General features: G+C 66.7%; 20 protein-coding genes. 16 read left to right on the forward strand and 4 right to left on the reverse strand.

Annotated features, from left to right (window positions below; all coding sequences use genetic code 11):
• The first annotated feature begins 6 nt into the window (after positions 1-6).
• Positions 7-1,695 (forward strand): ABC-F family ATP-binding cassette domain-containing protein, encoded by a 1,689-nt coding sequence (locus ACIRCZ_RS16660; RefSeq protein ID WP_402854939.1) that lies wholly within the window; start codon positions 7-9, stop codon positions 1,693-1,695.
• A 9-nt stretch (positions 1,696-1,704) separates the two neighbouring features.
• Here ACIRCZ_RS16660 and ACIRCZ_RS16665 read toward each other — a convergent pair whose 3' ends face one another.
• Positions 1,705-2,850: a MalY/PatB family protein gene (locus ACIRCZ_RS16665; RefSeq protein WP_402854941.1), complete on the reverse strand. Its 1,146-nt coding sequence runs from the start codon at positions 2,848-2,850 to the stop codon at positions 1,705-1,707.
• A 44-nt stretch (positions 2,851-2,894) separates the two neighbouring features.
• On the opposite strand from ACIRCZ_RS16665, the gene ACIRCZ_RS16670 reads away from it, so the two are divergent.
• The 15 genes from ACIRCZ_RS16670 (at position 2,895) to ACIRCZ_RS16740 (ending at position 19,711) form a co-directional block, all read left to right on the forward strand.
• Positions 2,895-4,013, forward strand: coding sequence for a GuaB3 family IMP dehydrogenase-related protein (locus ACIRCZ_RS16670; protein WP_055894875.1), 1,119 nt, complete (start codon positions 2,895-2,897; stop codon positions 4,011-4,013).
• A gap of 36 nt (positions 4,014-4,049) precedes the next feature.
• Positions 4,050-5,837 (forward strand): glycerol-3-phosphate dehydrogenase/oxidase, encoded by a 1,788-nt coding sequence (locus tag ACIRCZ_RS16675; protein ID WP_402854943.1) that lies wholly within the window; start codon positions 4,050-4,052, stop codon positions 5,835-5,837.
• An 87-nt stretch (positions 5,838-5,924) separates the two neighbouring features.
• Positions 5,925-6,455 carry a cation:proton antiporter regulatory subunit gene (locus ACIRCZ_RS16680; RefSeq protein WP_055894880.1) on the forward strand — a complete coding sequence of 177 codons (531 nt, stop codon included), beginning with the start codon at positions 5,925-5,927 and terminating at the stop codon, positions 6,453-6,455.
• A 2-nt stretch (positions 6,456-6,457) separates the two neighbouring features.
• A complete protein-coding gene (locus ACIRCZ_RS16685; RefSeq protein ID WP_055894883.1) occupies positions 6,458-7,810 on the forward strand; it encodes a cation:proton antiporter in 1,353 nt (450 codons plus the stop codon).
• Positions 7,811-7,855: 45 nt separating this feature from the next.
• Positions 7,856-8,647, forward strand: coding sequence for an SURF1 family protein (locus ACIRCZ_RS16690; protein WP_402854946.1), 792 nt, complete (start codon positions 7,856-7,858; stop codon positions 8,645-8,647).
• 4 nt (positions 8,648-8,651) lie between these two features.
• Positions 8,652-9,101 (forward strand): DUF3817 domain-containing protein, encoded by a 450-nt coding sequence (locus ACIRCZ_RS16695; protein WP_055894888.1) that lies wholly within the window; start codon positions 8,652-8,654, stop codon positions 9,099-9,101.
• A gap of 22 nt (positions 9,102-9,123) precedes the next feature.
• A complete protein-coding gene (gene guaA, locus ACIRCZ_RS16700) occupies positions 9,124-10,710 on the forward strand; it encodes a glutamine-hydrolyzing GMP synthase (RefSeq protein WP_402855095.1) in 1,587 nt (528 codons plus the stop codon).
• 266 nt (positions 10,711-10,976) lie between these two features.
• Positions 10,977-12,746: a polysaccharide biosynthesis protein gene (locus ACIRCZ_RS16705; protein WP_402854949.1), complete on the forward strand. Its 1,770-nt coding sequence runs from the start codon at positions 10,977-10,979 to the stop codon at positions 12,744-12,746.
• Complete coding sequence (locus ACIRCZ_RS16710; RefSeq protein ID WP_402854951.1) at positions 12,743-13,879, forward strand: DegT/DnrJ/EryC1/StrS family aminotransferase; 1,137 nt, start codon at positions 12,743-12,745, stop codon at positions 13,877-13,879. The genes ACIRCZ_RS16705 and ACIRCZ_RS16710 overlap by 4 nt, the downstream gene beginning before the upstream one ends.
• Positions 13,876-14,505, forward strand: coding sequence for a sugar transferase (locus ACIRCZ_RS16715; RefSeq protein WP_402854953.1), 630 nt, complete (start codon positions 13,876-13,878; stop codon positions 14,503-14,505). The genes ACIRCZ_RS16710 and ACIRCZ_RS16715 overlap by 4 nt, the downstream gene beginning before the upstream one ends.
• Positions 14,502-15,161 (forward strand): acetyltransferase, encoded by a 660-nt coding sequence (locus ACIRCZ_RS16720; protein WP_402854955.1) that lies wholly within the window; start codon positions 14,502-14,504, stop codon positions 15,159-15,161. Before ACIRCZ_RS16715 ends, ACIRCZ_RS16720 begins: the two co-directional genes overlap by 4 nt.
• The gene (locus tag ACIRCZ_RS16725; protein ID WP_055894894.1) at positions 15,158-16,099 is read left to right on the forward strand and encodes an NAD-dependent epimerase/dehydratase family protein; all 942 of its coding nucleotides are present in this window, start codon (positions 15,158-15,160) and stop codon (positions 16,097-16,099) included. The genes ACIRCZ_RS16720 and ACIRCZ_RS16725 overlap by 4 nt, the downstream gene beginning before the upstream one ends.
• On the forward strand, positions 16,096-17,256 hold the full coding sequence (locus ACIRCZ_RS16730) for a glycosyltransferase family 4 protein (RefSeq protein WP_402854957.1): 1,161 nt from the start codon (positions 16,096-16,098) through the stop codon (positions 17,254-17,256). The genes ACIRCZ_RS16725 and ACIRCZ_RS16730 overlap by 4 nt, the downstream gene beginning before the upstream one ends.
• Positions 17,253-18,680, forward strand: coding sequence for a hypothetical protein (locus ACIRCZ_RS16735; protein WP_402854959.1), 1,428 nt, complete (start codon positions 17,253-17,255; stop codon positions 18,678-18,680). Before ACIRCZ_RS16730 ends, ACIRCZ_RS16735 begins: the two co-directional genes overlap by 4 nt.
• Positions 18,677-19,711 carry a glycosyltransferase family 4 protein gene (locus ACIRCZ_RS16740; protein WP_402854961.1) on the forward strand — a complete coding sequence of 345 codons (1,035 nt, stop codon included), beginning with the start codon at positions 18,677-18,679 and terminating at the stop codon, positions 19,709-19,711. Before ACIRCZ_RS16735 ends, ACIRCZ_RS16740 begins: the two co-directional genes overlap by 4 nt.
• On the opposite strand, the gene ACIRCZ_RS16745 is transcribed toward ACIRCZ_RS16740, so the two are convergent.
• The 3 genes from ACIRCZ_RS16745 to ACIRCZ_RS16755 all read right to left on the reverse strand — a co-directional run bounded on the left by ACIRCZ_RS16745 (position 19,682) and on the right by ACIRCZ_RS16755 (position 23,735).
• Positions 19,682-20,869 (reverse strand): hypothetical protein, encoded by a 1,188-nt coding sequence (locus tag ACIRCZ_RS16745; protein WP_402854963.1) that lies wholly within the window; start codon positions 20,867-20,869, stop codon positions 19,682-19,684. The two genes, ACIRCZ_RS16740 and ACIRCZ_RS16745, sit on opposite strands and share 30 nt — an antisense overlap.
• Positions 20,870-20,900: 31 nt before the next feature.
• On the reverse strand, positions 20,901-22,361 hold the full coding sequence (locus ACIRCZ_RS16750; protein WP_402854965.1) for a hypothetical protein: 1,461 nt from the start codon (positions 22,359-22,361) through the stop codon (positions 20,901-20,903).
• A gap of 105 nt (positions 22,362-22,466) precedes the next feature.
• On the reverse strand, positions 22,467-23,735 hold the full coding sequence (locus ACIRCZ_RS16755; RefSeq protein ID WP_402854967.1) for a nucleotide sugar dehydrogenase: 1,269 nt from the start codon (positions 23,733-23,735) through the stop codon (positions 22,467-22,469).
• Positions 23,736-23,958: the final 223 nt, after the last annotated feature.

The raw sequence follows: 23,958 nt of genomic DNA on the forward strand, positions 1-23,958 counted from the left end.
CTCCTCATGGGTCACATCGACGTCGCCGGTGTCTCGTACACCCTCGCCGACGGACGGCCTCTGCTCGACGACGTCGGCTTCCGGGTCGGCGACGGCCGTGTCTCCGCGCTGATCGGCGCGAACGGTGCGGGCAAGTCGACCCTGCTGCGCATCATCCGCGGCGAGCTCCGGCCGGATTCCGGCGTGGTGGCCATCGACGGAGGGCTCGGGGTGATGGATCAGTTCGTCGGGCACGTCCGCGACGACCGGACCGTGCACGACCTGCTCATCCAGGTGGCTCCGCCTACGGTGCGCGGGGCGGCCGAGCGGCTGATCGCCGCCGAGGACGCGATCATCGTGCGCGACGAGACGGACACCCAGCTGCGCTATGCGACGGCGCTCGCCGAGTACGCGGATGCGGGCGGGTACGAGCACGAGGTGCTGTGGGACCACTGCACCGTCGCCGCCCTCGGCATCCCGTTCGAGCGCGCCAGGCTCCGCACCGTGCGGACCCTCTCCGGTGGCGAGCAGAAGCGCGTCGTGCTGGAGGCGCTGCTGCGCGGGCCTGACCAGGTGCTGCTGCTCGACGAGCCGGACAACTACCTGGATGTGCCTGGCAAACGCTGGCTGGAAGACCAGCTGCGCTCGACGCCGAAGACGGTCCTGCTCGTCTCGCACGATCGCGAGCTGCTGGCCAGCGCCGCCGACCGCATCGTCACGCTGGAGCTCGGCGCGGCGGGCAACACCACGTGGACGCACGGCGGCGGCTTCGGCGGCTATCACGCGGCGCGCGAGGAGCGCATGGCCAGGCTGGGGGAGCTGCGCAGGCGCTGGGACGAGGAGCACGCCAAGCTGAAAGCGCTGGTGCTGCGGTTCAAAGAGAAGGCGAAGTACAACAGCGATCTCGCTTCGGCGTACCAGGCGGCGCAGACCAGGCTCGCGAAGTTCCTGGAGGCCGGCCCGCCAGAGGCGCGCCCGCGCGAGCAGAACGTGCGGATGCGCCTCACCGGTGCGCGCACAGGACGTCGCGTCGTCGAGTGCCACGGCCTGGAACTGACCGGGCTGATGCGCCCGTTCGACGCCGAGATCTGGTTCGGCGAGCGGGTCGCGGTGCTCGGCTCCAACGGCTCAGGCAAGTCGCACTTCCTGCGGCTTCTCGCGGCGGGAGGGACGGACCCCGACCCTGCCGCCGGGCACCTCGCGTCTGCGGACGTCGCCGGAGCACCCGTTCCGCACACGGGCGTTGCGAAGCTCGGCGCGCGGGTGGCGCCCGGGCTCTTCGCGCAGGCCCACGAGCATCCGGAGCTGGTAGGAAGGACCCTGCTGGACATCCTGCATCGCGGCGACGACCGCAGAGACGGGATGCCGCGAGAGGCGGCCAGCCGCGTTCTCGACCGCTACGGACTCGCCGCCGCAGCGGAGCAGACGTTCGAGTCGCTGTCCGGCGGCCAGCAGGCGCGCCTGCAGATCCTCCTGCTCGAACTGTCAGGGGCGACCCTTCTGCTCCTGGACGAGCCGACCGACAACCTCGACCTCGTCTCGGCCGAGGCGCTGGAGGAAGGTCTGGCGGGTTTCGAGGGCACGGTGGTCGCCGTGACGCACGACCGCTGGTTCGCGCGCGGCTTCGACCGGTTCCTGGTGTTCGGCGAGGACGGCGAGGTCTACGAGGCGGACGAGCCGGTGTGGGACGAGGGGCGCGTGGCGCGGGCGCGCTGAGATCCGGGCTCAGCGCATCCGGTGGATGCGCGCGATCGCCTCGGTCAGCACCTCTGCCGAGCACGCGAAGTTGAGCCGCACGAACCCGGCGCCCTGCGCTCCGAAGTCGGTGCCGGGGTTCAGCGCGACCTTCGCCTCCGACAGGATGCGGGCGCTGGGGTCGTCGCCCCAGCCGAGCCCGCGCAGGTCCAGCCAGGAGAGGTAGCTCGCGTGCGGCTCGCGGTAGCGCACATCGGGGAGCTGGTCGGCCAGCAGGGTGCCGAGCAGCGCGCGGTTGGCCTGGATCGCGGCCAGCGCATCCACCAGCCAGTCGCGTCCGTCGCGGTATGCGGCCTCTGTCGCGATGCGCCCGAAGTGGCTAGTGCGCACCTCCACCTCCACCGGCAGCGATCGGATGCGGTCGGTCATCCTGTCGTCCGCCGTCACGAAGAGCGCGCACTTGAGTCCTGCGAGGTTCCAGGCCTTGCTGGCGGCGTGGGCGGCGATGCCGTGGCGGCGCGCGTCCGCGGACACAGACAGGAACGGCGTGAACGTCGCGTCGGTGTGGGTCAGCGGTGCGTGCACCTCGTCGCTCACCACCGTCGCGTCGTAGCGCGCAGCGAGCGTGGCCACCGCGGCGAGCTGCTCCGCCGAGTGGACCAGCCCCAGGGGATTGTGCGGGTTGCAGAGCAGAAACGCCCTGGCGCCGCCGGCGAATGCGCGCTCGATCCCGTCCAGATCGAGCGACCAGCCGTCGGTCTCCGACGACAGCAGCGGCACCTCCTCGACCACGCCGCCGGCCTCTGGAATGAACTCGTAGAACGGCGGATAGACCGGGGGAGTGATGATGACGCGGTCGCCCGGCTCGATCGCCAGTCGCAGCGACTCGACGATCACCACGCTCACATCCGCGGTCGTGAGGGTGCGTTCCGGTTCCACCGTCCATCCCCAGGAGGAGGAAGCGAAGCCCGCGAACGCGCGCTTCGCCCTGTCGTCCGGCCCGATGTATCCGGTGTCAGAGCGCGCGACGGCGGCGTGCAGCGCATCCGCGATCGGCTCGGCGAGCGGGTAGTCCATCTCGGCGACGAAGAGCGGGAGGACGTCGTCTGGATATGCGCGCCATTTCTCGCTGGTGCGCATCCTGAGCTGGGAGAGCGGGGAGGCTTCGACGGTCATGAGACCACTCTGCCAGCCCTCCGCCATAGACTGAACGGGTGAGTATGGAGATTGAGATCGGGCGCGCCAAGCGCGCTCGCCGCGTTTACGCCTTCGATGACATCGCTGTGGTTCCGAGCCGGCGCACCCGCGACCCCGAGGATGTGTCGGTGTCGTGGTCCATCGACGCGTACCAGTTCTCCATCCCGTTCCTCGCAGCTCCCATGGACTCGGTCGTCTCCCCGACCACCGCGATCATGATGGGCCAGCTCGGCGGCCTCGGCGTCCTCGACCTCGAAGGACTCTGGACCCGCTACGAAGACCCTGAGCCCCTGCTCGCCGAGATCCGCTCCCTGTCCGCCGAGAACGCCACGGCCAGGATGCAGGAGATCTACGCGGAGCCGATCAAGCCGGAGCTCGTCACCGCGCGCCTCGCCGAGATCCGCGAGGGCGGCGTCACGGTCGCAGGCGCTCTCTCGCCGCAGCGAACCCAGGAGCTCTACGAGACCGTCGTCGCAGCAGGCGTCGACCTGTTCGTGATCCGCGGCACCACCGTCTCGGCAGAGCACGTCTCCAAGAGCGTCGAGCCGCTCAACCTCAAGAAGTTCATCTACGAGCTGGATGTGCCCGTCATCGTCGGTGGAGCAGCCACGTACACCGCCGCCCTGCACCTGATGCGCACCGGCGCAGCCGGCGTGCTCGTCGGCTTCGGCGGCGGCGCAGCGTCCACCACGCGCTCCACCCTCGGCATCCACGCGCCGATGGCGACCGCCGTCGCAGACGTCGCCGGCGCTCGCCGCGACTACATGGACGAGTCGGGCGGACGCTACGTCCACGTCATCGCGGACGGCGGGCTCGGCAGCTCCGGCGACATCGTCAAGGCCATCGCCTGCGGAGCGGACGCCGTCATGCTCGGCACGACGCTTGCCAGGGCGACGGACGCACCGGGCGGCGGATACCACTGGGGTGCGGAGGCGCACCACTCGCAGCTCCCGCGCGGCAACCGCGTCGAGGTCGGACAGGTCGCCCCGCTCGAGGAGATCCTCTACGGACCGGCGCCGGTCGCAGAGGGCTCTGCGAATCTGGTGGGAGCCCTGCGACGCTCGATGGCAACCACGGGATACTCGGACTTGAAGGAGTTCCAGCGCGTCGAGGTCGTCGTCGCACCGTACCAAGCGCAGTAAGAGTCGGCCGAAGGCGGCCGAGTGAGGGAGAGAACGATGGTCACACAAGGATCGACGTCCAACCCCGCCGTGACGTATCCGTCACGGCTCGGCCCGGCAGAGCGAGCTGATGCGATCGCTGCGCTGAAAGACACCGAGCTCGACATCCTCGTGGTCGGAGGCGGCATCGTCGGCACCGGCAGCGCAGTGGATGCCGTCACCCGTGGTCTCAGCGTCGGCCTGGTCGAGGCGCGTGACTTCGCATCCGGCACGTCGAGCAGGTCGTCGAAGCTGGTGCACGGCGGCATCCGGTATCTGGAGCAGCTCGACTTCCGGCTGGTGCGCGAGGCGCTGATCGAGCGCGGGCTGCTGCTGCAGCGGATCGCGCCGCACCTCGTGAAGCCGGTGCGGTTCCTCTACCCGTTGAAGAAGCGGGTGATCGAGCGCGCGTACGTCGGCGCCGGCATGATGCTCTACGACATCTTCTCCTACACCGGCTTGCGCCCGCCGGGGGTTCCGCACCACCGCCACCTGTCCAAGCGGCAGGTGCAGCGCGCCATCCCGAGCCTGGCCAACGACGCGCTCGTCGGAGGCATCACGTATTACGACGCCCAGGTGGACGACGCCCGCTACGTCGCGAACCTGGCACGCACGGCCGCGCACTACGGTGCTCACGTGGCCACCAGGGTGCGCGTCGAGGGCTTCGTGAAGGTGGGCGAGCGCGTGGTCGGCGTGCAGGCGCACGACCTGGAGACAGGCGAGCGCTTCGAGATCCGCGCCAAGCAGGTCGTCAACGCGACCGGCGTGTGGACGGACGACACCCAGGCGATGGTGGGGGAGCGCGGCCAGTTCAAGGTGCGCGCATCCAAGGGCATCCACCTGGTCGTGCCGCGCGACAGGTTCCAGTCGAAGATGGGCCTGCTGCTGCGCACCGAGAAGAGCGTGCTCTTCGTCATCCCGTGGGGCAGGCACTGGCTGATCGGCACCACGGACACCGACTGGCACCTCGACAAGGCGCACCCGGCAGCGACCGCGGCGGACATCGACTACCTGCTCGCCCACGTGAACGCGGTGCTCGGCATCCCGCTGACCCGTGAAGACGTGGAGGGCGTGTACGCCGGGCTCCGCCCATTGCTCGCCGGCGAGTCGGAGGAGACCTCCAAGCTGTCCCGCGAGCACCTGGTCGCACACTCCGTGCCCGGCCTGGTCGTGATCGCCGGCGGCAAGTGGACCACGTACCGGATCATGGCGAAGGACGCGATCGACGCGGCAGTGGATGCGCTCGACGGCAAGATCCCGAGCAGTGCGACGAAGGACATCGCGCTGGTCGGCGCGGAGGGCTACCAGGCCGCGTGGAACAGGCGCAAGCGCATCGCAGCGGACAGCGGCCTGCATGTCGCCAGGATCGAGCACCTGCTCAACCGGTACGGCACGATGGCGGAGGACATCCTCGACCTCGTGCGCGACGACCCCGAGCTCGGCAACCCGCTGCCGGGAGCGGACGACTACATCGGCGCGGAGGTCGTGTACGCGGCGTCGCACGAGGGCGCCCTGCACCTGGAGGACGTGCTCGCCAGGCGCACCCGCATCTCGATCGAGGCGTGGGACCGCGGCGTCTCGGCCGCTCCGGTCGCCGCGCGCCTCCTGGCCGGAGTGCTCGGCTGGGACAAGGCGCGGGAGGAGCGCGAGGTGCGGACGTATCTGGAGCGCGTCGCCGCCGAGCGGGCGAGCCAGTTGCAGCCGGATGACGAGTCGGCCGACCGCATCCGGTTGGAGGCGCCGGACATCGTGGATGTCGACGCAGCAGCACTGAAAGCCGAGAAGGCGCCAAAGACGGCGAAGTAGGGCCCGTACACCATCAAGCCCGGAGCCACCTTCAGGTGGCTCCGGTATTCTTGGTGCACCTGCCCCCAACACAATTGGAGACGGAACATGGTTGACGTTCGACGGGTCAAGTTGCCCGGGGTCGGGGTGCTGCACACATTCGTCACAGACGATGGCGGAAAGGTCGGCGTGATCGCCCACCGGTCCGGGCACAGCGACCTCATCACCTTCTCAGACCACGAAGACGGCGCGGACGTGACGAAGGTGTCGCTGCGCCTCAACGACGACGAGGCCCACACGCTCGCCGAACTGCTCGGCGGAACGCAGATCACCGAGTCGCTGACCGCGCTCGACCAGATCCCTGGCCTCAGCATCGACTGGTTCAGCGTCGACTACGAAGACCACATCGCAGGGCAGCAGCTCGGCAGCCCTGCGGACCGCGGCATCGCGGGACTGACGGTCGTCGCCGTCGTGCGCGGGGACTCCGCGAACCCGGCGCCCGCCCCCGACTTCAAGGTGTTTCCCGGCGACACGCTCGTCGTCGCAGGGTCGCCAGAGAAGGTCGCCAAGGCGTTCGCCTTCTTCCGCTCGGGTGAGCTGCCCGTGCGCGCCACCGTCGACGCACCGCCAGGGGGGTAGCCATGCATCTCGGCGAAGACCTCATCATTCTCGGCGTCCTCCTGCTCGTGGCATACGTGCTCGGGCGCCTCGGCAAGCTGGTGGGTCTCCCCGCGATCCCCATCTACATGATCGTCGGGCTGCTCGCCAGCCCGCACACCGGGTGGTTCCCGCTCAATCTCGAGTCGAACTACATCGAGCTGATCGCGATCTTCGGTCTGATCCTCCTGCTGTTCAATCTGGGCCTGGAGTTCGATCAGGACGAGTTCTTCGGCAACTTCGGCAAGCTCATCATCTCCGGCGGCTCGTACATCGTCGTCAACATGGGCGTCGGCCTCATCTTCGGCTTCATGGTCGGCTGGGGGACGCGCGAGGCGCTGATCATCGCCGGCATGACGGCGACATCGTCCAGCGCGATCGTCACCAAGCTGCTGATCGAGCTGAAACGTCTGGCCAACACCGAGACCCCGATGATCCTCGGCGTCACCGTGGTCGAGGACATCTTCATCGCGATCTACCTCGCGATCGTCTCCGTGGTGCTGAGCGGCGAGACGGACTTCTGGCCGATCGTCGCGAAACTCGGCATCGCATTCACGTTCCTCGTCGTGATGTTCACTATCGCGCGCTGGGGCGGCCGCTACGTCTCGAAGCTGTTCCACACCAAGGACGACGAGCTCTTCACCATCCTGTTCTTCGGCTTCGCAGTGCTGTTCGCCGGGATCGGGGAGGTGCTCGGCGTCACGGACGCGATCGGAGCGTTCCTGATCGGTCTCGTGCTCGGCGCCACGAAGTACCGCAACAAGATCGAGCACATCGCCATCCCGTTGCGCGACGTCTTCGCCGCGTTCTTCTTCCTCAACTTCGGTCTTGCGCTGAACGCCGCCCAGTTCCCATCGGTGGTCGTTCCCGTGCTGCTGGCCGTGCTGCTCACGATCGTGCTGAACATCCTCGCAGGACAGTTCGTGGCGTGGATCAACGGGATGGGCGCACAGGCAGGCATCAACACCACGGTCATCCTGCAGAACCGCGGCGAATTCGCGCTGATCCTCGCGACGCTGTCGCTGAGCGCAGGGCTGGATGAACGCATCCAGCCGTTCGCCGGGCTCTACGTGCTGATCATGGCCGTCATCGGCCCGATCCTCGCAGCAAACTCCGAGAAGATCGGTGCGATGATTCTTCGGACCGGCAAACGCCAGAAGAAGAAGCGCGCCACGAAACCCGAACGCGATCCGATGCTCGACGAGGAGATCGCGTTGGTGGAGGCTGCCACGGCCGACCTCGACCCTGAGGCGCGCTCGGACGACACCCGGCAGGCCATCGACCGCGTCGTCGACCAGGCCATGCAGCAAGACAGCAGCGACCGAAAGCGGGACTGAGCCATTAGCACGACCACCGGCAGTGGAGAGACCACGCTGTTCCAGATGATGCTGCGCCCTCGCTGGATCGGCGCGCTGGTCTTCGCTCTCCTGCTGGCAGGTGGATTCGCGTGGCTGGGCCAGTGGCAGCTCGAGCGCGCCGTCGCAGCGGGCACGGTCGTCGACGTGCCGAGCGAGACGGTCCTGCCGCTTGCGCAGGTGGCGAAGCCGGGTGGGCCGATCGCCGACACGGCGACAGGCCAGTACGTCACGGTGACCGGGTCGTTCGTGCCAGAGGACTACCAGCTGCTGAAGGGCCGCCTCAACCACGGAACCTCCGGCTGGTGGGTCGTCGCGCACGTGACCGTGCCAGGCGCGGACGGCGCGAAGCCGGTCGCGCTCGCGGTCGCGCGCGGCTGGGCGGCCGACGAGGCGACCGCCACGTCCGCCATGAAGCGTCTCGCAGCAGAGCCGGCCGATGAACAGGCGATCGTCGGCCGTCTGCTGCCGACGGAGGGCCCGGAGGCGCCGACGGACAAGAAACACCCGACGGTGATGACGATGATGTCGGTCGCGGCGCTCTACAACCTCTGGACAGGCGTCGACGGCATGGACGTGTACTCGGCCTACGTCGTCGAGAAGACGCCTCCGGCCGGTCTGACCAAGATCGAGTCGCCCCCGCCCATCCAGGAGCGCACGCTCAACTGGCTCAACATCTTCTATGCGGCGGAGTGGATCATCTTCGCCGGATTCGCGGTCTTCCTCTGGTATCGCCTGGTGAAGGACGCGAAGGAGAAGGAAGACGAACTGCGCGAGCTCGCGGCCGGAACGGCGACGCAGCTCGGGAAAGTAGAATAGACCCATGCCCCTCGCTCCCAAGCTCGCCGATTTCCCGAAGATCCGCGGGGCGCTCCGGTTCTACCAGGTGTTCGCATACATCACCGGCATCATGCTGCTGCTCCTCTGTGTAGAGATGATCATCAAGTACGGCATGGGCTACCAGATGTTCGCGTTCGGCAACCACGGCGTCTTCGCCTTCGTGCCGGTGAACGATCCTGTGACGCCGACCGGCGTGGACCTGAGCACGGGCATCCTGATCGCACACGGCTGGCTGTACGTCGTGTACCTCTTCTCCGACTTCCGGCTCTGGAGCCTGATGCGCTGGAACTTCACGAAGTTCGTCGCGATCGCCCTCGGTGGCGTCGTCCCGTTCCTCTCGTTCTTCGTGGAGACGCGCATCACCAAGCAGGTGAAGTCCTATCTGGCCGGCCGTGAGGCCGAGGAAGCGACCCTCGTGGAGGCATCAAATTAGCACCGATCCAGCATTCGCCGACCTGCTCGGAGGGGCCGATTCGGCCAACCCGTCCGGCCCGGTCCTCGTCGTCGACTTCGGTGCGCAGTACGCGCAGCTGATCGCGCGCAGGGTCCGTGAGGCCAACGTCTACTCGGAGATCGTGCCGCACACCGTGACGGCAGCGGAGGTCGCCGCCAAGAAGCCGTCCGGCATCGTGCTCTCCGGAGGACCGTCCAGCGTCTACGAAGACGGCGCGCCGCAGCTCGACGAGGCGATCTTCGAGCTCGGCGTCCCCGTGCTGGGCATCTGCTACGGCTTCCAGGTGATGGCCACCGCCCTCGGCGGCGAGGTCGCCCACACCGGACTGCGCGAATACGGCTCGACCGCGGTGCGCATCTCGGATTCGGGCGTCTTGCTCGACGGCCAGCCGGAAGAGCAGACCGCGTGGATGAGCCACGGCGACTCTGTGTCCAAGGCGCCGGAGGGCTTCGAGGTCCTCGCATCCACCGACTCCACCCCCGTCGCGGCCTTCGCCAACGACGAGCGCAAGCTCTACGGCGTGCAGTGGCACCCCGAGGTGAAGCACTCCGCATACGGCCAGGCCGTGCTGGAGAACTTCCTCCACCGCGCAGCGGGCATCCCCGCCGACTGGAACAGCGGCAACGTGATCGCCGACCAGGTCGCAGCCATCCGGGCCCAGGTGGGTTCCGGCCGCGTCATCTGCGGTCTGTCCGGCGGCGTCGACTCCGCTGTGGCGGCGGCCATCGTGCACAAGGCCGTCGGCGACCAGCTCGTCTGCGTCTTCGTCGACCACGGCCTGCTCCGCAAGGACGAGGCCCGCCAGGTCGAGGAGGACTACGTCAAGGCCACCGGCGTCCGTCTCGTCACCATCGACGCGGAGGAGCAGTTCCTCTCGGCTCTCGCCGGCGTCAGCGACCCGGAGACGAAGCGCAAGATCATCGGCCGCGAGTTCATCCGCACCTTCGAGAAGGCCCAGGCCGACCTGATCGCCGAGGCGGCCAGCGAGGGCGACCCGATCCGCTTCCTCGTGCAGGGCACCCTGTACCCGGACGTGGTCGAGTCCGGCGGCGGCTCCGGCACGGCGAACATCAAGAGCCACCACAACGTCGGCGGGCTCCCGGAAGACCTGCAGTTCGAGCTCGTCGAGCCGCTGCGCACCCTCTTCAAAGACGAGGTGCGCGCCATCGGCCGCGAGCTCGGCCTGCCGGAGGTCATCGTCGGCCGCCAGCCGTTCCCGGGCCCCGGCCTGGGCATCCGGATCGTCGGAGAGGTCACCCGCGAGCGCCTCGACCTCCTCCGCGACGCCGACGCGATCGTGCGCGCCGAACTCACCGCGGCCGGTCTCGACACCGAGATCTGGCAGTGCCCGGTCGTGCTCCTCGCCGACGTGCGCTCCGTCGGCGTCCAGGGCGACGGACGTACGTACGGCCACCCGATCGTGCTGCGCCCTGTCTCGAGCGAGGACGCCATGACGGCGGACTGGACCCGCCTGCCGTACGACCTGCTCGCCAAGATCTCCAACCGCATCACCAACGAGGTCGACGGCGTCAACCGCGTCGTGCTCGACGTCACGTCGAAGCCGCCGGGAACGATCGAATGGGAGTAGGCGGACCGGCTCCGGCCGCCGCCTGACAAGGGCCGGGGTGCTCGCGCGTCCCGGCCCTTAACGCGTGCTAAATACCGTAGGGTACGAAAACCTCGAGGATGTGTGGGAAAATGGCGACTGCAGTTGTGCCAACCCCGCTGCAGCCGTGATACGAAAGCGAGTCAGCACCACCGATGTCCGTGAAGAACTGGCTTTGGAGCACTCACGTCCAAGATGAGACGCGAGCGCGTGGTGAGTCGATCTTCATTCGTTTCGGCGTCCAGTATTTGACGGACGCGGTCGCGTGGGTGCTCGCTGTCGTCGCTGCCGTCGTGTTCCGCTACGACTTCGTGGTCTCAAGGGTGCACTGGGTCCCCGTGCTCTTCCTCTGCCTGGTCGTCATCATTCTGCAGCTCCTCCTGGGCTGGACGTTCGGCGTCTATCGCGGCCGCTTCACCTATGGCAGCTTCGAGGAGGCCCGCGCCGTCGCGTACACGGTGGTGACGATCGCGCTCTTCTCGTCCGTGCCCGTCGTGATCTTCTCCAGCCAGATCGGCGTGCCGCGCAGCCTCATGCTGATCTCCGGCTTCATCGCGTACGGCCTGATGGGTGCGGTGCGCTACCTCAAGCGCATGTACGTCGCCCAGCGGATGCGCCCGGACAATGCGCAACCCGTTCTTCTGCTCGGGGCCGGGTTCATGGGCAGCCTGATGGTGCGCAGGATGCTCACCGACCGCGAGTCCGAGTACATCCCCGTCGGCTTCCTCGACGACGACAGGAGCAAGCGCAACCTGCACCTGATGGGTGTGCCGGTGCTCGGCCGGTTCAAGGACATCGTCAAGGTCGCGAACGCCACGCGCGCGACGGCGCTGATCGTGTGCGTCGCCAGGGCTGACTCCAACCTGCTCCAGCGCGTCACCACCATCGCCGATACCGTCGGCCTCAAGGTCAAGGTGCTGCCGGAGCTCGATGACGTGAACGACGGACGCACCACCCTCAAGGACGTGCGCGACCTGTCCATCGAGGACCTCATCGGTCGGCACCCGGTCGACACCGACGTCGCATCCATCGCCGACTATCTGTCGAACAAGCGCATCCTCGTCACAGGGGCCGGCGGCTCGATCGGCTCAGAGCTGTGCAGGCAGATCGCGAAATTCGGCCCAGCGGAACTGATGATGCTCGACCGCGACGAGACCGGACTCCAGCAGACGCAGCTCCAGATCTCCGGCCATGGGCTCCTCGACTCCACGGACGTCATCCTCGCGGACATCCGCGACGCCGACGCCGTCAAGCGCATTTTCGTCTCGCGTCGGCCGGAGGTCGTGTTCCACGCGGCAGCGCTCAAGCACCTGCCGATGCTGGAGCAGTATCCGGACGAGGCGTGGAAGACCAACGTCCTCGGAACCCTCAATGTGCTTCGTGCCGCGATGGACATCGGCGTGGAGACGTTCGTGAATATCTCCACCGATAAGGCGGCCAACCCCACGAGCATCCTCGGCCACTCCAAGCGGGCGGCAGAGCGCCTCACGGCGTGGGCGGGCAAGGAGACGGGTCACTCGTACCTGTCCGTGCGGTTCGGCAACGTGCTCGGAAGCAGAGGCTCGCTCCTGCCGACCTTCCAGGCGCTGATCGCGGCCAACAAGCCCCTGACGGTGACGCATCCGGATGCGACCCGTTACTTCATGACCATCCCGGAGGCGTGCCAGCTGGTGATGCAGGCGGGCGCGATCGGCTCGCCGGGCGAGGTGCTCATCCTGGACATGGGAAAGCCGGTGCGCATCCTGGACATCGCCAGGCGCATGATCGCTCAGTCAGGCAAGAGCCTCGAGATCATCTACACCGGCCTCCGTGACGGCGAGAAGCTGCACGAGGAGCTGACCGGCGTCGGAGAGCAGGGCGCGCATCGCACCCACTCGCTCATCTCGCACGCCCGCGTGCTGCCCATCGATCCGAGCAGGCTCGACCGCTCGGAGTGGCAGCGCCGCTGGGAGGACGACCAGGCCGAGACGGCGATCGTCGGAATCGAGCGCGGAAGCCTCGGGGGAGTGACGCGGTGAGTTCCAAGATCTACATGTCTTCGCCGGATGTCGGAGACCTCGAGCAGGAGTATGTCCTCAACGCCATGCGGTCCGGCTGGATCGCGCCGCTCGGCCCCGACGTCGATGGCTTCGAACGGGAGATCGCCGAGCGCGTCGGCGTCGAGCACGCTGTCGCCCTGTCATCCGGCACGGCCGCGCTGCATCTCGCTCTTCTCGGGTTGGGTGTCGGTCGGGGCGACACGGTGGTCACGGCGACGATGACGTTCGCCGCGACGGCCAACGCCATCGCATACACGGGCGCGGCGCCGTTCTTCGTCGACGCGGACCCGGTCACAGGCAACATCTCCCCTGCCCTGCTCGAGCAGGCGCTCGGGCAGCTCTCCGCCGAGGGACGCAACGTCGCCGCGATCGTCCCCGTCGACCTGCTCGGTCGGTCGGCCGACTACGACGCGATCCTTCCGCTGGCCGAGGGCTACGGGATCCCGGTGCTGGCCGATGCGGCGGAGTCGCTCGGTGCGAGCTATCGCGGCAAGCCGGCGGGCTCGTTCGGCGTCGCCGCCGCGCTCTCCTTCAACGGCAACAAGATCCTGACCACGTCGGGTGGCGGGATGCTGTTGACCGACGACGAGTCGCTCGCCTCCCGCGCTCGCTACCTGGCGACGCAGGCGCGTCAGCCCGTCGTGCACTACGAGCACGTCGACATCGGCTACAACTACCGGATGAGCAACCTGCTCGCGGCGCTCGGTCGCGCGCAGCTCTCCCGCCTCGACGGCATGATCGCCCGCCGCGCCGCCGTCCGCGAGCTTTACCGCGACCTGTTCGCGCCGGTTCCCGGTGTGACGATCTTCCAGGGGGCTGGCGACGAGGCCGACAACAAGTGGCTGACCTCCATCCTGGTCGAGCCATCCGAGTCCGGCTGGACGGCCGAAGAGCTGCGCGAGTGGCTGAACGCCGACCAGATCGAGAGCCGTCCGCTGTGGAAGCCGATGCACCTGCAGCCGGCGTTCGCCGACGCGGGCGCCGTCGTCGACGGGAGTGCGGAGCACCTGTTCGAGGTGGGCATCACCCTGCCGAGCGGTTCCGTGCTCGATGGAGAACAGCTCGACCGCGTGCAGGATCGCATCCACGGTTTCCTCGGAGCGCATTCGTGAGCAGGCGAGGGTATGACAGCGGCAAACGGCTGCTGGATGCGGTGGCGTCCGGCATTCTGCTCGTCGTGCTCTCGCCCGTGATCGGCGTCGTCGCGGTGCTGGTCGCCGTGAAGCTCGGTCGTCCCGTCATCTTCGCGCAGCCGCGGCCGGGCCGCGGAGGCACGGTCTTCACCCTGCGCAAATTCCGCAGCATGAAATCGGTCGACGTCGAGGCCGGACTCGTGACAGACGAAGACCGCCTCACCACGTTCGGCAAGGCCCTGCGCGCTTCCAGCCTGGACGAGCTGCCGAGCCTCGTGAACGTGCTGCGCGGCGACATGAGCTTCGTCGGTCCCCGTCCCCTGCTCGTCTCGTACCTGGAGCGGTACACTCCGCGGCAGGCCAGGCGCCACGAGGTGCGGCCAGGCATCACGGGCCTCGCCCAGTCGAGCGGCCGCAACGACGTGCCGTGGGAGCGCAGGCTGGAGCTCGACGTCGAGTACGTCGACACTCGAAGCTTCCGCCTGGATGCGCTGATCCTGGTGCGCACAGTGCGCTCCGTCTTCGTTCGCGAGGGCATCTCTCACGACGGTCACGTCACCATGCCGGAGTTCGGTGCGGCGGAGCCGTCGGGAGGCGGCGCGTGACGGTTCCTCTCGTCGTCATCGGTGGTGGGGGGTTCGGCCGCGAGACGCTTGACGTCGCAGAGGCCGTCAACGCGGCCGACCCGGAACATTTCGACATCCTCGGTGTGCTCGACGACGGAGCCGACGATGTCGTCGCCCGTCGTCTGGCAGCGCGGGGCGTGACATTCCTCGGCCCGATAGACCCCTGGCTGGCCGGAGGCGGGTCCGCACGATACGTCGTCGCCATCGGCAGTCCTGCCATCAGGGAGCGGGTAGACGCGAAGCTGCGCGCCGCCGGGCTCGAACCGGCCACGCTCATCCACCCGCTCGCCGTCGTCGGTTCTGTTCCGCAGATCGGACCAGGCTCGGTGATCTGCTCCGGCGTCCAGGTCTCGACCAATGTCCGGCTCGGGCGCGGTGCGCACCTGAATCCCGGCGCCATCGTCGGCCACGATGCTGTGCTGGACGACTTCGTCTCCGTCAACCCCGGCGCGATCGTCTCCGGCGAGGTCCATATCGGCGCATCCACTCTCATCGGAGCCGGTAGCGTGGTGCTGCAAGGTCTCCGTGTCGGAGGGGGCAGCGTCGTCGGCGCTGCGGCCTGCGTCACCAAAGATGTCCCCGAAGGCAGCACCGTGGTCGGTGTTCCTGCACGTCAATACTCGAAAGACCAATGAAACTACTCATCACCGGAGGCGCCGGCTTCATCGGCTCCAACCTCGCACGCTACGTCACCTCTCAGGTCCCCGACGCGGAGGTCCGCGTCATCGACGACCTGAGCACCGGTCGTCTGGAGAACCTCGACGGCGTCGATGTGCGCTTCATCGAGGCGTCGATCCTCGATGAGGACGCCATGAACGAGGCCGTGGCCGGCGTCGACTCCGTCGTGCACCTCGCCGCCCTCGGCAGCGTGCCTCGCTCGATCGCCGCCCCGCTGCCGTCACACCACGCCAACGCGACCGGAACGCTGCATGTGCTCGAAGCCGCGAGGCTCGCCGGTGTGGAGCACGTGGTGGTCGCATCGTCGAGCTCGGTCTACGGCAGCAACACCAAGCTGCCGAAGTCGGAGTTCGACTGGACGCGCCCGATGAGCCCGTACGCGGTCACCAAGCACGCGACAGAGGGCTACACGATCGCGTACGGCTATTCGTACGGGATGCGCACCCTCGCCTTCCGGTTCTTCAACGTCTTCGGCCCATACCAGGCCGCCGACCACGTGTACGCGGCCGTGATCCCCAAGTTCCTCGACGCCGCCCTGAACGGCCAGCCGCTGACTGTCCACGGCGACGGCCTACAGTCCCGCGACTTCACCTACGTCGAAACGGTCTGTGCCGCGCTGCTGGACGCCGTCCAGCGCAAGGTCAGCTCCACCGACCCGGTGAACCTTGCCTTCGGCACTAGCACGCCGCTGCTGCGCGTCATCGATCTGATGAAGGATCACCTGGGTATCGAGATCGCTGTCGAGCACGTGGAGCCGCGGGTCGGCGACGTGCGCGCCTCCCAAGCGGACGGCATCCGCATCAGGGAGCTGTTCCCTGATGTCGCGCCTACGGACTTCGAGACGGCTCTCGGCCGGACCATCGACTGGTATCGCGAGCGGCACGAGAGCCGATGACCGCGCGTAGGCCGCGCATCGTCCTCGGCGTGACGGTCGACCTGTCGTTGCGACTGATGGCGGGCTTTCCGCAGTTCCTCGCCGAGCGCGGCTGGGACGTCCACGTGGTGTGCTCGCCCGGCACGCGGCTGGATGCGCTGAACGGCGTCGACGGCGTGACGGTCCACCCGCTGACGATGGCGCGTGAGCCGTCCCCGCTGTCCGACCTGCGCTCGCTGATCGCCTGGGTGCGTCTGCTCCGCCGCCTGCGCCCCGATGTGATCTCGGTCGGAACCCCGAAGGCGGGGCTGCTCGGCGGTATCGCCGGTCGCCTGACCAAGGTCCCAGGGCGCGTCTACATGCTCCGCGGCCTGCGCCTGGAGACGTCGACGGGCGCGAGCAGGCGGATCTTCACTTTCCTCGAGCGGCTCACGATCCGCTCGGCGACCAAGACGCTCGCAGTGAGCGCGAGCCTCGCATCCCGAGCGGTGGAACTGAAACTGGCGTCTCCGGATGCGATCACCGTCCTCGGAGACGGAAGCTCCAACGGCATCGACGTCGACGCCTTCGAGCGCTCCCTGCCGTCGCCGGAGACGCTCGACCGCCTGCGCGCCGAGCTCGTCCTTTCCACCGAGACGCCGGTGGTGGGCTTCGTCGGCCGTCTGACGGAGGACAAGGGCCTGCTGGTCCTCAGCGCGGCGGTAGAGCGTCTTGCAAATCAGGGGACGGCCTTCCAGCTCCTCATCGTCGGGGGAGTGGAGGGCGACGCATCCGTCGCCGACCTCATCCCGCCGTCCCCGGGTATCACGACGGTCACCACTGGTTTCGTGAACGATCCGGAGAGGTACTACCCGCTGATGGATGTGCTCTGCCTGCCCACCCTGCGCGAGGGCTTCCCCAACGTGGTCCTCGAAGCCGCTGCGGCAGGCGTGCCGACGGTGACGACAACCGCGACGGGCGCCGTCGACTCCGTCGTGGACGGTCAGACAGGCATCGTCGTGCCCGTGGGCGACGCGGAGGCGCTGGCGGATGGCCTGCGACGCGTGATCGCCGACCAGGCCCTGCGGCAGCGCTTCGGCGCCGCGGCGAAGCTGCGCGCCCGCGAGCGGTTCGACCGCTCGGTGGTGTGGGCGGCGCAGGAGCGTTTTTATCTCACGCTGATCGGAGCGCGACAATGATCCCGAACTTCGTATGGTGCCTGCTGCTGCTGGCGATGCTGGCGGCGGCAACTGTGCTCGTGTATCGATTCGCGCGGCGCACGTTCCTGCTCATTCTCTGCCACAACCTCGTTTGGGCGGGCGCCTTGGTGCTGATAGCGACCAACTTGATCGCGTACAAGACGGCAAAGCCTGTTGCATGGCTCACGCTCGCCACCGGGCTCGTTGCCTTTAACCTAGGCGCCTGGCTGATCTCGTCAATTCTCGACCGGCGCGGCAAGCCCATCGCGCCACGGCGCCGCGCCGGGTGGCTGTCCGTCAACACCTCCTTCGCGGCGACCCGAGGGGTCTATTACGCAGCATTCGCGCTCTATTGCGTCGGCTTCGCCGTGTACTTGGCCTCCATCCAGGTGCGATTCGGAATCACGACTCTGCTCTTCCATCCCGCGGTGATTCGAGGCGCGCACGGAGAGTCGTATCTCGAGTCGGTGCCGCTGCCTGCGCGACTCCTGCTTTACCTCGGACCGCTGTTATTCGTCTTCCTGGTGTATCGCCCAGCCATCGACAAATCGTTCCCTGTCGTTGTCCGGGTACTTGGTGCAGTAGCGCTGGCGGCCAGCATGCTGGCTCTCTTGCAGCGGACGAACATATTCCTCGCGATCCTCCTGTGGTGCGCGGCCCTCGTCTCGCAGGAGTGGCGGGTGCAGCGCGATGAAGGTCGTGTCGAAGGCAGACGGAACCTCAGACAGCGGTGGAACGGACTGCCGGTCGCCTGGCGAGTCGGCGGAGGTTTCGTCGCGTTGGGACTCGCTGCGTTGCTGGTCTTCCAAGGCGTCGGTGGAGCGCTGAACAAGACCGGCCAGGAGTCCTTGCGCAGCGGCGCGGTCGCGAGTGCGCTGGGCCGCTCTGGTCTTGTCGCACCGTTTCAGTACTACACGGCAGGAACGATGGCGTTCCTACAGCTCGCCGGTTCCGACAATCAGGATGCTCCTCCAGAACGGGTACGAGGGACTTTCGTTATCGGTGACTGGAATCCGCAGACATGGGGAGCGAGCACGTTCAGCAGCGTCTTGAAAGTGCTTCCCGGTGTGCCGCACGTCGATCCGATCAGCCCGTTCATCGACACAGGCGTTCCGACGAACGTCTTCACCTGGCTGGAGCCGTTCTACCGTGACTTCCGATTGCCAGGAGTTCTTGTCGCGACCGCCGCAATGGGGGCGGGATTCGGATGGCTGTTCATCCGCAGGTTCCGCTCGCAAACGGTGTTCTGGATAAGTTGTGTCTGCATCACCACCGTGTTCCTTGCTCCATTCGTCACACGCATCAACAGCACTCTGGTGATCTCCCTCATCATCTACGCGGCAGTGATCACACTCGCCAGTCGATGGCTTACGCATCGGACGGTGGTCATCGAGGCAACCGGCAAGAATGAGATTCCGCTGTGACCGACCTGCGCTTCGTCACCAGCTACAGCCGCAGCGCAGGGAGCGCTCGAGTGCGAGTGTTCGATTGGATCGACCATCTCGCCTTGGAAGCGAACGGGTCAACCTATCTCGATCTTCCGGCCAACAGCATGGGCGCGCTTGGAAAGCGACTGCCCGGGGTGGTCGGAGCCGAGCTGCGACTGCGCCGTGAAGCGTCGCGACACGACGGGACTCTGCTTCTTTCACGGCAGGCCAGCCCGTTCAGTAACGGCTCGATCGAGGAACGACTACTGCGTAACGCCCAACGCGGCGTTTACGATTTTGACGACGCTTTGATGTTCTCGCCATTGACGCGCACCGAGCGCATCTGGTCCAAGCGACGCACGTGGGCGCGAGCCGTCGCATCGGCGGATGTCGTGATCGCGGGGAACGCGTTCCTGGCCGAGCAAGCGGAGAGACTATCGCGCGAGGTCGCCATCGTGCCGAGCTGTGTCGAGCCTTCGGAGTATGTGGTCAAGAGCCACCGCGATGAAGACGTTCCGACAGCCGTATGGCTGGGTTCGCCGAGCACCGAGCAATATCTGCGCACCATCGCTGAACCGTTACTCCTGGCTCATCGAGAGCGTGGCCTTCGTCTGATCGTCATCAGCGCGGGTGCTGCGCCGCTCGGCGACCTCGACCCGATGGTCACCCGTCTCGACTGGCGCTCGGAGACGTATGCCGAGAACCTACTTCGTGGAGACTTCGGCATCATGCCATTGGACGACGACCCGTGGACTCGTGGAAAGTGTGCGTACAAGCTACTCCAGTACTCCGCGGCTGGTCTCCCTTCGGTCGCGAGCCCGGTTGGAGCGAATGCAACTGTGCTCGATCGGACAGAGGGGATCGCCGCGAAAGACCCAACTCAGTGGGGCGAGGCTCTTGTCGCAATGATCGACGAGGGCAGTGACGGCCGCGCGCGGCGTGGAGCGGCGGCCCGTGCGGCCATTGAACGCGACTACAGTTTCAACGCATGGGCAGAATCATGGAAGCAGATCGTCTTCGGACGTTAGGTCCGCGGCGGGCGACGTACGCCCCCGAATCACCACGATGACCCAGAACACCCCGCTCAGCGCCGTTCCGACGGCGTAGAACCAGATCGCTCCGGAGAGTTGGGCGGCGAGGGCGCCCGAGATGGGCAGAACGATCGCGAAGACCGTCTGGACGATTCGACCGGCCAACAGCGCGTTTCCCGAGAGGTGTGCGCGCGCGATCATGTAGTAGAACAGCGTGAGGAAGTTCGCTGAGACAAACAGACCGGTCGGAATGGCGTATTCGGTGAGGGCGGTGAGGGATCCCAGTTCGATATCGAGCGATCCGATGATCAGGAGGGCGACGGCGGCGGCTGCGCCGAAGCCGATCGAGAGCGCCACGACGAGGACGATCCTCCGAACCGAGCGAAAAGTTGGCAACGGAGCGCCGGCAAGAACGGGCCTGAGCGGGTTCAGTACGAGGCGGACAGGTGCCGCGACGTTTGACACTGCCCGATAGACACCGAAATCGGCGAGCCCGAGCAGTGGAGCAACCGCGAACGGTGTCGCGATCGACCCGACGTCCATCAGGGACGAGTCCTTCAGAAGAGGGACAATGTGTTCGCGGTGGCGGCGGTACCACACGACGAGCGCACGAGGTCGCTGGAGCGTCGGCCGCTGAGCCACAGCGGCGGCGGCGAGTCCCCCGATCATCCACGAGAGGGACAGGGTGAGTAGGCGATCGAGGTCCGTGGCGAAGAACAGCGCCGCCCAGACGACGACGGTTACGAAGACCCCGATGGCGTCGGCAGCGAGTACGAGCCGCCATCGCTCCGTACGCACCTGGTGGTAGCGTGCCCCCGACCGGTAGACACCTGCGCCCGCGGCGATGGCGCCTGTGACGGCGACGACCTCGAGCCCGGGCACGATCATGGAGAGCACGAGCGTGACGACGGCAGTCGCTGCGCTGAGATAGAGCAGTGCGCTTGAGTAGTCGGGCCACGACGAGCGATGGCCCTTCATGAGGTCTGTGCGCAGCCACGGTTCGCTGACCGTAGAGAGTCCGACGGATACCCCAAGCGCGAACACAAGGTATTGCAACGAGAAGACGCCGAAGGCGCTCGGCGCGAGGGTGACAAGGCCGAGAAGCTGCACCGCGAGGGAAAAGACAGCATTGGATGCGGTGCTGGCGACGATCAATGTCCCGCGCCCTCGTCGAGATGCCACGGAGTCAGTGCCGATCGTTCGTTGGCGCAGGGTTGGAGGCGACGGCCATCGCCGTATCTCCAACGACTTCTCCGTCCACCTGCCGCGTGGTTCTGCGCCGCTCGTCGACGAGGATCGCCGACGTGATCATGAGCGGAAGAAACACCGGCCACATGTGGCCGGGGGCCTGCAGGTATGGGTTGGTCGCGTTCGCCATGAGCACGCACAGGGCACCCACTGACGCAACGTAGAGGGATCCACGAAGACCGTCCTCGACACGGAACGCCTTGCGCACTGCGAGCAGCGCCGTCACCGCGACTGCGATCACGAGCATCACCCCGAGAATGCCTGTCCAGTAGAAGATCGCGTGGTACTGGAGTTCGGTCTGCCACGGACGGATCTGTCGCTCGAATGCCCCTCTGTCGATCGTGGCGCCGAAACCGCGTCCGACGATCCAGTCCGCCGGGGACCGCGGAGACAGGAGGCTGTGGCTCTCGTTCTTCCTGATCTCGTCGCTGAGGGTATTGTCCTGGTTGACAGTCAGCGGGCCAGGATCGTTGATGTTCTGCGCTGGAGGGCTGGGGCTGGGGGCCGGCCCTTCGACGACCGTGCTCGACGACCGGACTGCGGACGTGAACATCGAGAACAGGTGCGGTTGCGCGACGAGGGTGAGCACGACGACGAACGCCGCTACGATCGCTAACCGGACGAAACTCCAGACCGAGAGACGCGGACCGTTCTGCCTCTTGACATTCCGCACTTTCAACGCGACGAGCGCGATCACGGCCAGAATCGGAGCGACCACGAGAACGATCACGATGCCGCGTCTCCACGACGCGAACGCGCCAGTGATCACGAGTGAACCTGCGAGCATCCTCAGCCACATGGGCGGCAGATACTGGTCTCGTGGGTCGCAGAACATTGCTGCGATCCAGATTCCACCCCACCAGAGGAGAGGCGGCATTGGGGCTGCAGTAAGAGAGACCATTCCGCTGTCGCTGTCGCCTGCCATGCGAAGAGGACCAGCGAGCCATGCCGGGAAGCGCCGGAAGGGGAGGATGCCGCCCTGTGCAAGGGCCTGGAAGAACAACAGGACGCCGATCAGCACACTCACGTAGGCGCCGACCAGGAAGATAGTGCGGACGACCCTGCGGTCGAATCCGACGACGACCACGCTGAAAACGGCAGGCCAGACGAGGAAGAAAACCAGCGTGCGCTCCCAGGACTCGGCGTCACGAGCGATCGCGGTGACGATGCCGAGCAGGAGGAAAACAGCCCAGATCGCTGCGGGAAGGATGAGGGCGCGATCGGGCCGGATCCGGCGCCTTACGATGTTGACGGCGGCCAGTACAGCGAAAGACAGAAGAAGCGGGTACAGGATCACGTTATTGCCGACGGGGATCAGCGTGACGTAGACCAGGGCCACAGCAGTCCACACGACTGTAGCGAGCGTCCAGGGATCGCGGTGCAGTCGAGTGTCAGACATGTACGGGTTCCTTCGGGGATGAGCGCGACAAACCTACACTAAGGTCGTCGAGAATCGGCTCGGGGCTCGAACCTTGGGTGCGATCCCGTCCTCGGGTTGTGCGACTCAGAGTCGCTCGACGGTGGGACCGGTCGCACGATTCTTGGTATCGAGGACGGGTGCGGAGGTCTCGGAAAGCAGCGCGAGGTCGAACTCTTCATGATCCGTAAGGAGAACCACGGCGTCGGCGCTGCCGAGCGTCTCCGCTGAGTACGACGCGCGTGTGACGTCAGCCGGCCACCGATGGTCCTCGACGCGATCGTCGATGCCGACGATCTCTGCGCCAAGTTCTCGGAGTACGTCGATGAGCCTGAGCGACGGGGACTCGCGGATGTCGCCGGTGTTCCGCTTGTACGAAAGACCAACAAGCACAACCCGCGCGCCGTTCAGCGCTTTTCCTGCGCGATTGAGCAGAACCATGAGCCGTTGCGCGACATAGTCGGGCATGTGGTCGTTGATGTCGTTCGCCAACTCGACGAACCGGAATGACTGACCGAGCTTGCGCCGAACCTGCCACGACAGGTAGCTCGGATCGACGGGGAGGCAGTGGCCGCCCACGCCAGGGCCGGGAGTGAATTTCATGAAGCCGAAGGGCTTGGAGGATGCTGCCTCGATCGACTCCCAGACGTCGACGCCGAGCTGGTGGCCGAAGATAGCCAGCTCATTGACGAGCGCGATGTTGACATGCCGGAACGTGTTCTCGAGGAGTTTAGTCAGCTCCGCCTCCTTGGTTCCGCTCACTGGGACAGTCGTCTCGACGAGGTCGTCGTAGAAGCCCTTGACACGCTCGAGAGACGCGGGGTCGATGCCGGAAACGACCTTAGGGGTGTTTGCGAAGCCCCACGTCTTGTTACCGGGGTCGATTCGTTCAGGGCTGTAGCCCACGAAGAAGTCCGTGCCCGCTGTGAGACCAGAGCCCTCCTCCAGGAGGGGGACGAGCAGTTCTTGGGTGGTGCCCGGGTATGTCGTGGACTCGAGAATGACGGTCGCGCCGACCGATAGCCGAGTGGAGAGGGCACGGGCCGAGTCCTCGATGAAGCTGAGGTCCGGAATGCCCTCGCTGAGCGGCGTCGGAACGGTAATCACGGCGACGTCGAATCCGACGGCGTCGTCGTAGTCCTTGCTTGGCTTGTACTGGCCGGACGCGAGGGCAGCCGAGAGCACACTCGACGGGATGTCGTCGACGTATGACTCACCGCGCTGGAGGCCTGCGATTCGACGGTCATCGACATCGAGGCCGACGACGTGGTAACCCGCGTCGACGGCTCGCATGGCGACAGGTAGGCCGACGTAGCCCTGCCCGACGATAACGGCGCGCTTGTTGTGTGAACTCATGATCCCCGGTTCGGATGCAACAGTGCCCGGCGCGGAATGCACTCGGGACAAGCGGGCGTGTGTGCACGGCCCCTCGATGACAAATTATCAGACGACTCCCAGTGCTTCGGCCACGTGCAGCCCTGGTCGGGATCAAATAGCGCGTGAGCGTGTTCGACGCAGGCATTCTGAGGGCTTTCCCCGAGCGGATTTGCAGATACGGCAGACAGTCGTCTGCTCTAAT

This window comes from Leifsonia sp. NPDC102414 (genome assembly GCF_044765685.1).
Classification (GTDB): Bacteria; Actinomycetota; Actinomycetes; order Actinomycetales; family Microbacteriaceae; genus Leifsonia.

Coding starts and splice junctions, on each gene's coding strand:
- ACIRCZ_RS16660 (WP_402854939.1), top strand. CDS start 7: ATGGGTCACATCGACGTCGCCGGTGTCTCGTACACCCTCGCCGACGGA.
- ACIRCZ_RS16665 (WP_402854941.1), bottom strand. CDS start 2,850: ATGACCGTCGAAGCCTCCCCGCTCTCCCAGCTCAGGATGCGCACCAGC.
- ACIRCZ_RS16670 (WP_055894875.1), top strand. CDS start 2,895: ATGGAGATTGAGATCGGGCGCGCCAAGCGCGCTCGCCGCGTTTACGCC.
- ACIRCZ_RS16675 (WP_402854943.1), top strand. CDS start 4,050: ATGGTCACACAAGGATCGACGTCCAACCCCGCCGTGACGTATCCGTCA.
- ACIRCZ_RS16680 (WP_055894880.1), top strand. CDS start 5,925: ATGGTTGACGTTCGACGGGTCAAGTTGCCCGGGGTCGGGGTGCTGCAC.
- ACIRCZ_RS16685 (WP_055894883.1), top strand. CDS start 6,458: ATGCATCTCGGCGAAGACCTCATCATTCTCGGCGTCCTCCTGCTCGTG.
- ACIRCZ_RS16690 (WP_402854946.1), top strand. CDS start 7,856: ATGATGCTGCGCCCTCGCTGGATCGGCGCGCTGGTCTTCGCTCTCCTG.
- ACIRCZ_RS16695 (WP_055894888.1), top strand. CDS start 8,652: ATGCCCCTCGCTCCCAAGCTCGCCGATTTCCCGAAGATCCGCGGGGCG.
- ACIRCZ_RS16725 (WP_055894894.1), top strand. CDS start 15,158: ATGAAACTACTCATCACCGGAGGCGCCGGCTTCATCGGCTCCAACCTC.
- ACIRCZ_RS16730 (WP_402854957.1), top strand. CDS start 16,096: ATGACCGCGCGTAGGCCGCGCATCGTCCTCGGCGTGACGGTCGACCTG.
- ACIRCZ_RS16735 (WP_402854959.1), top strand. CDS start 17,253: ATGATCCCGAACTTCGTATGGTGCCTGCTGCTGCTGGCGATGCTGGCG.
- ACIRCZ_RS16750 (WP_402854965.1), bottom strand. CDS start 22,361: ATGTCTGACACTCGACTGCACCGCGATCCCTGGACGCTCGCTACAGTC.
- ACIRCZ_RS16755 (WP_402854967.1), bottom strand. CDS start 23,735: ATGAGTTCACACAACAAGCGCGCCGTTATCGTCGGGCAGGGCTACGTC.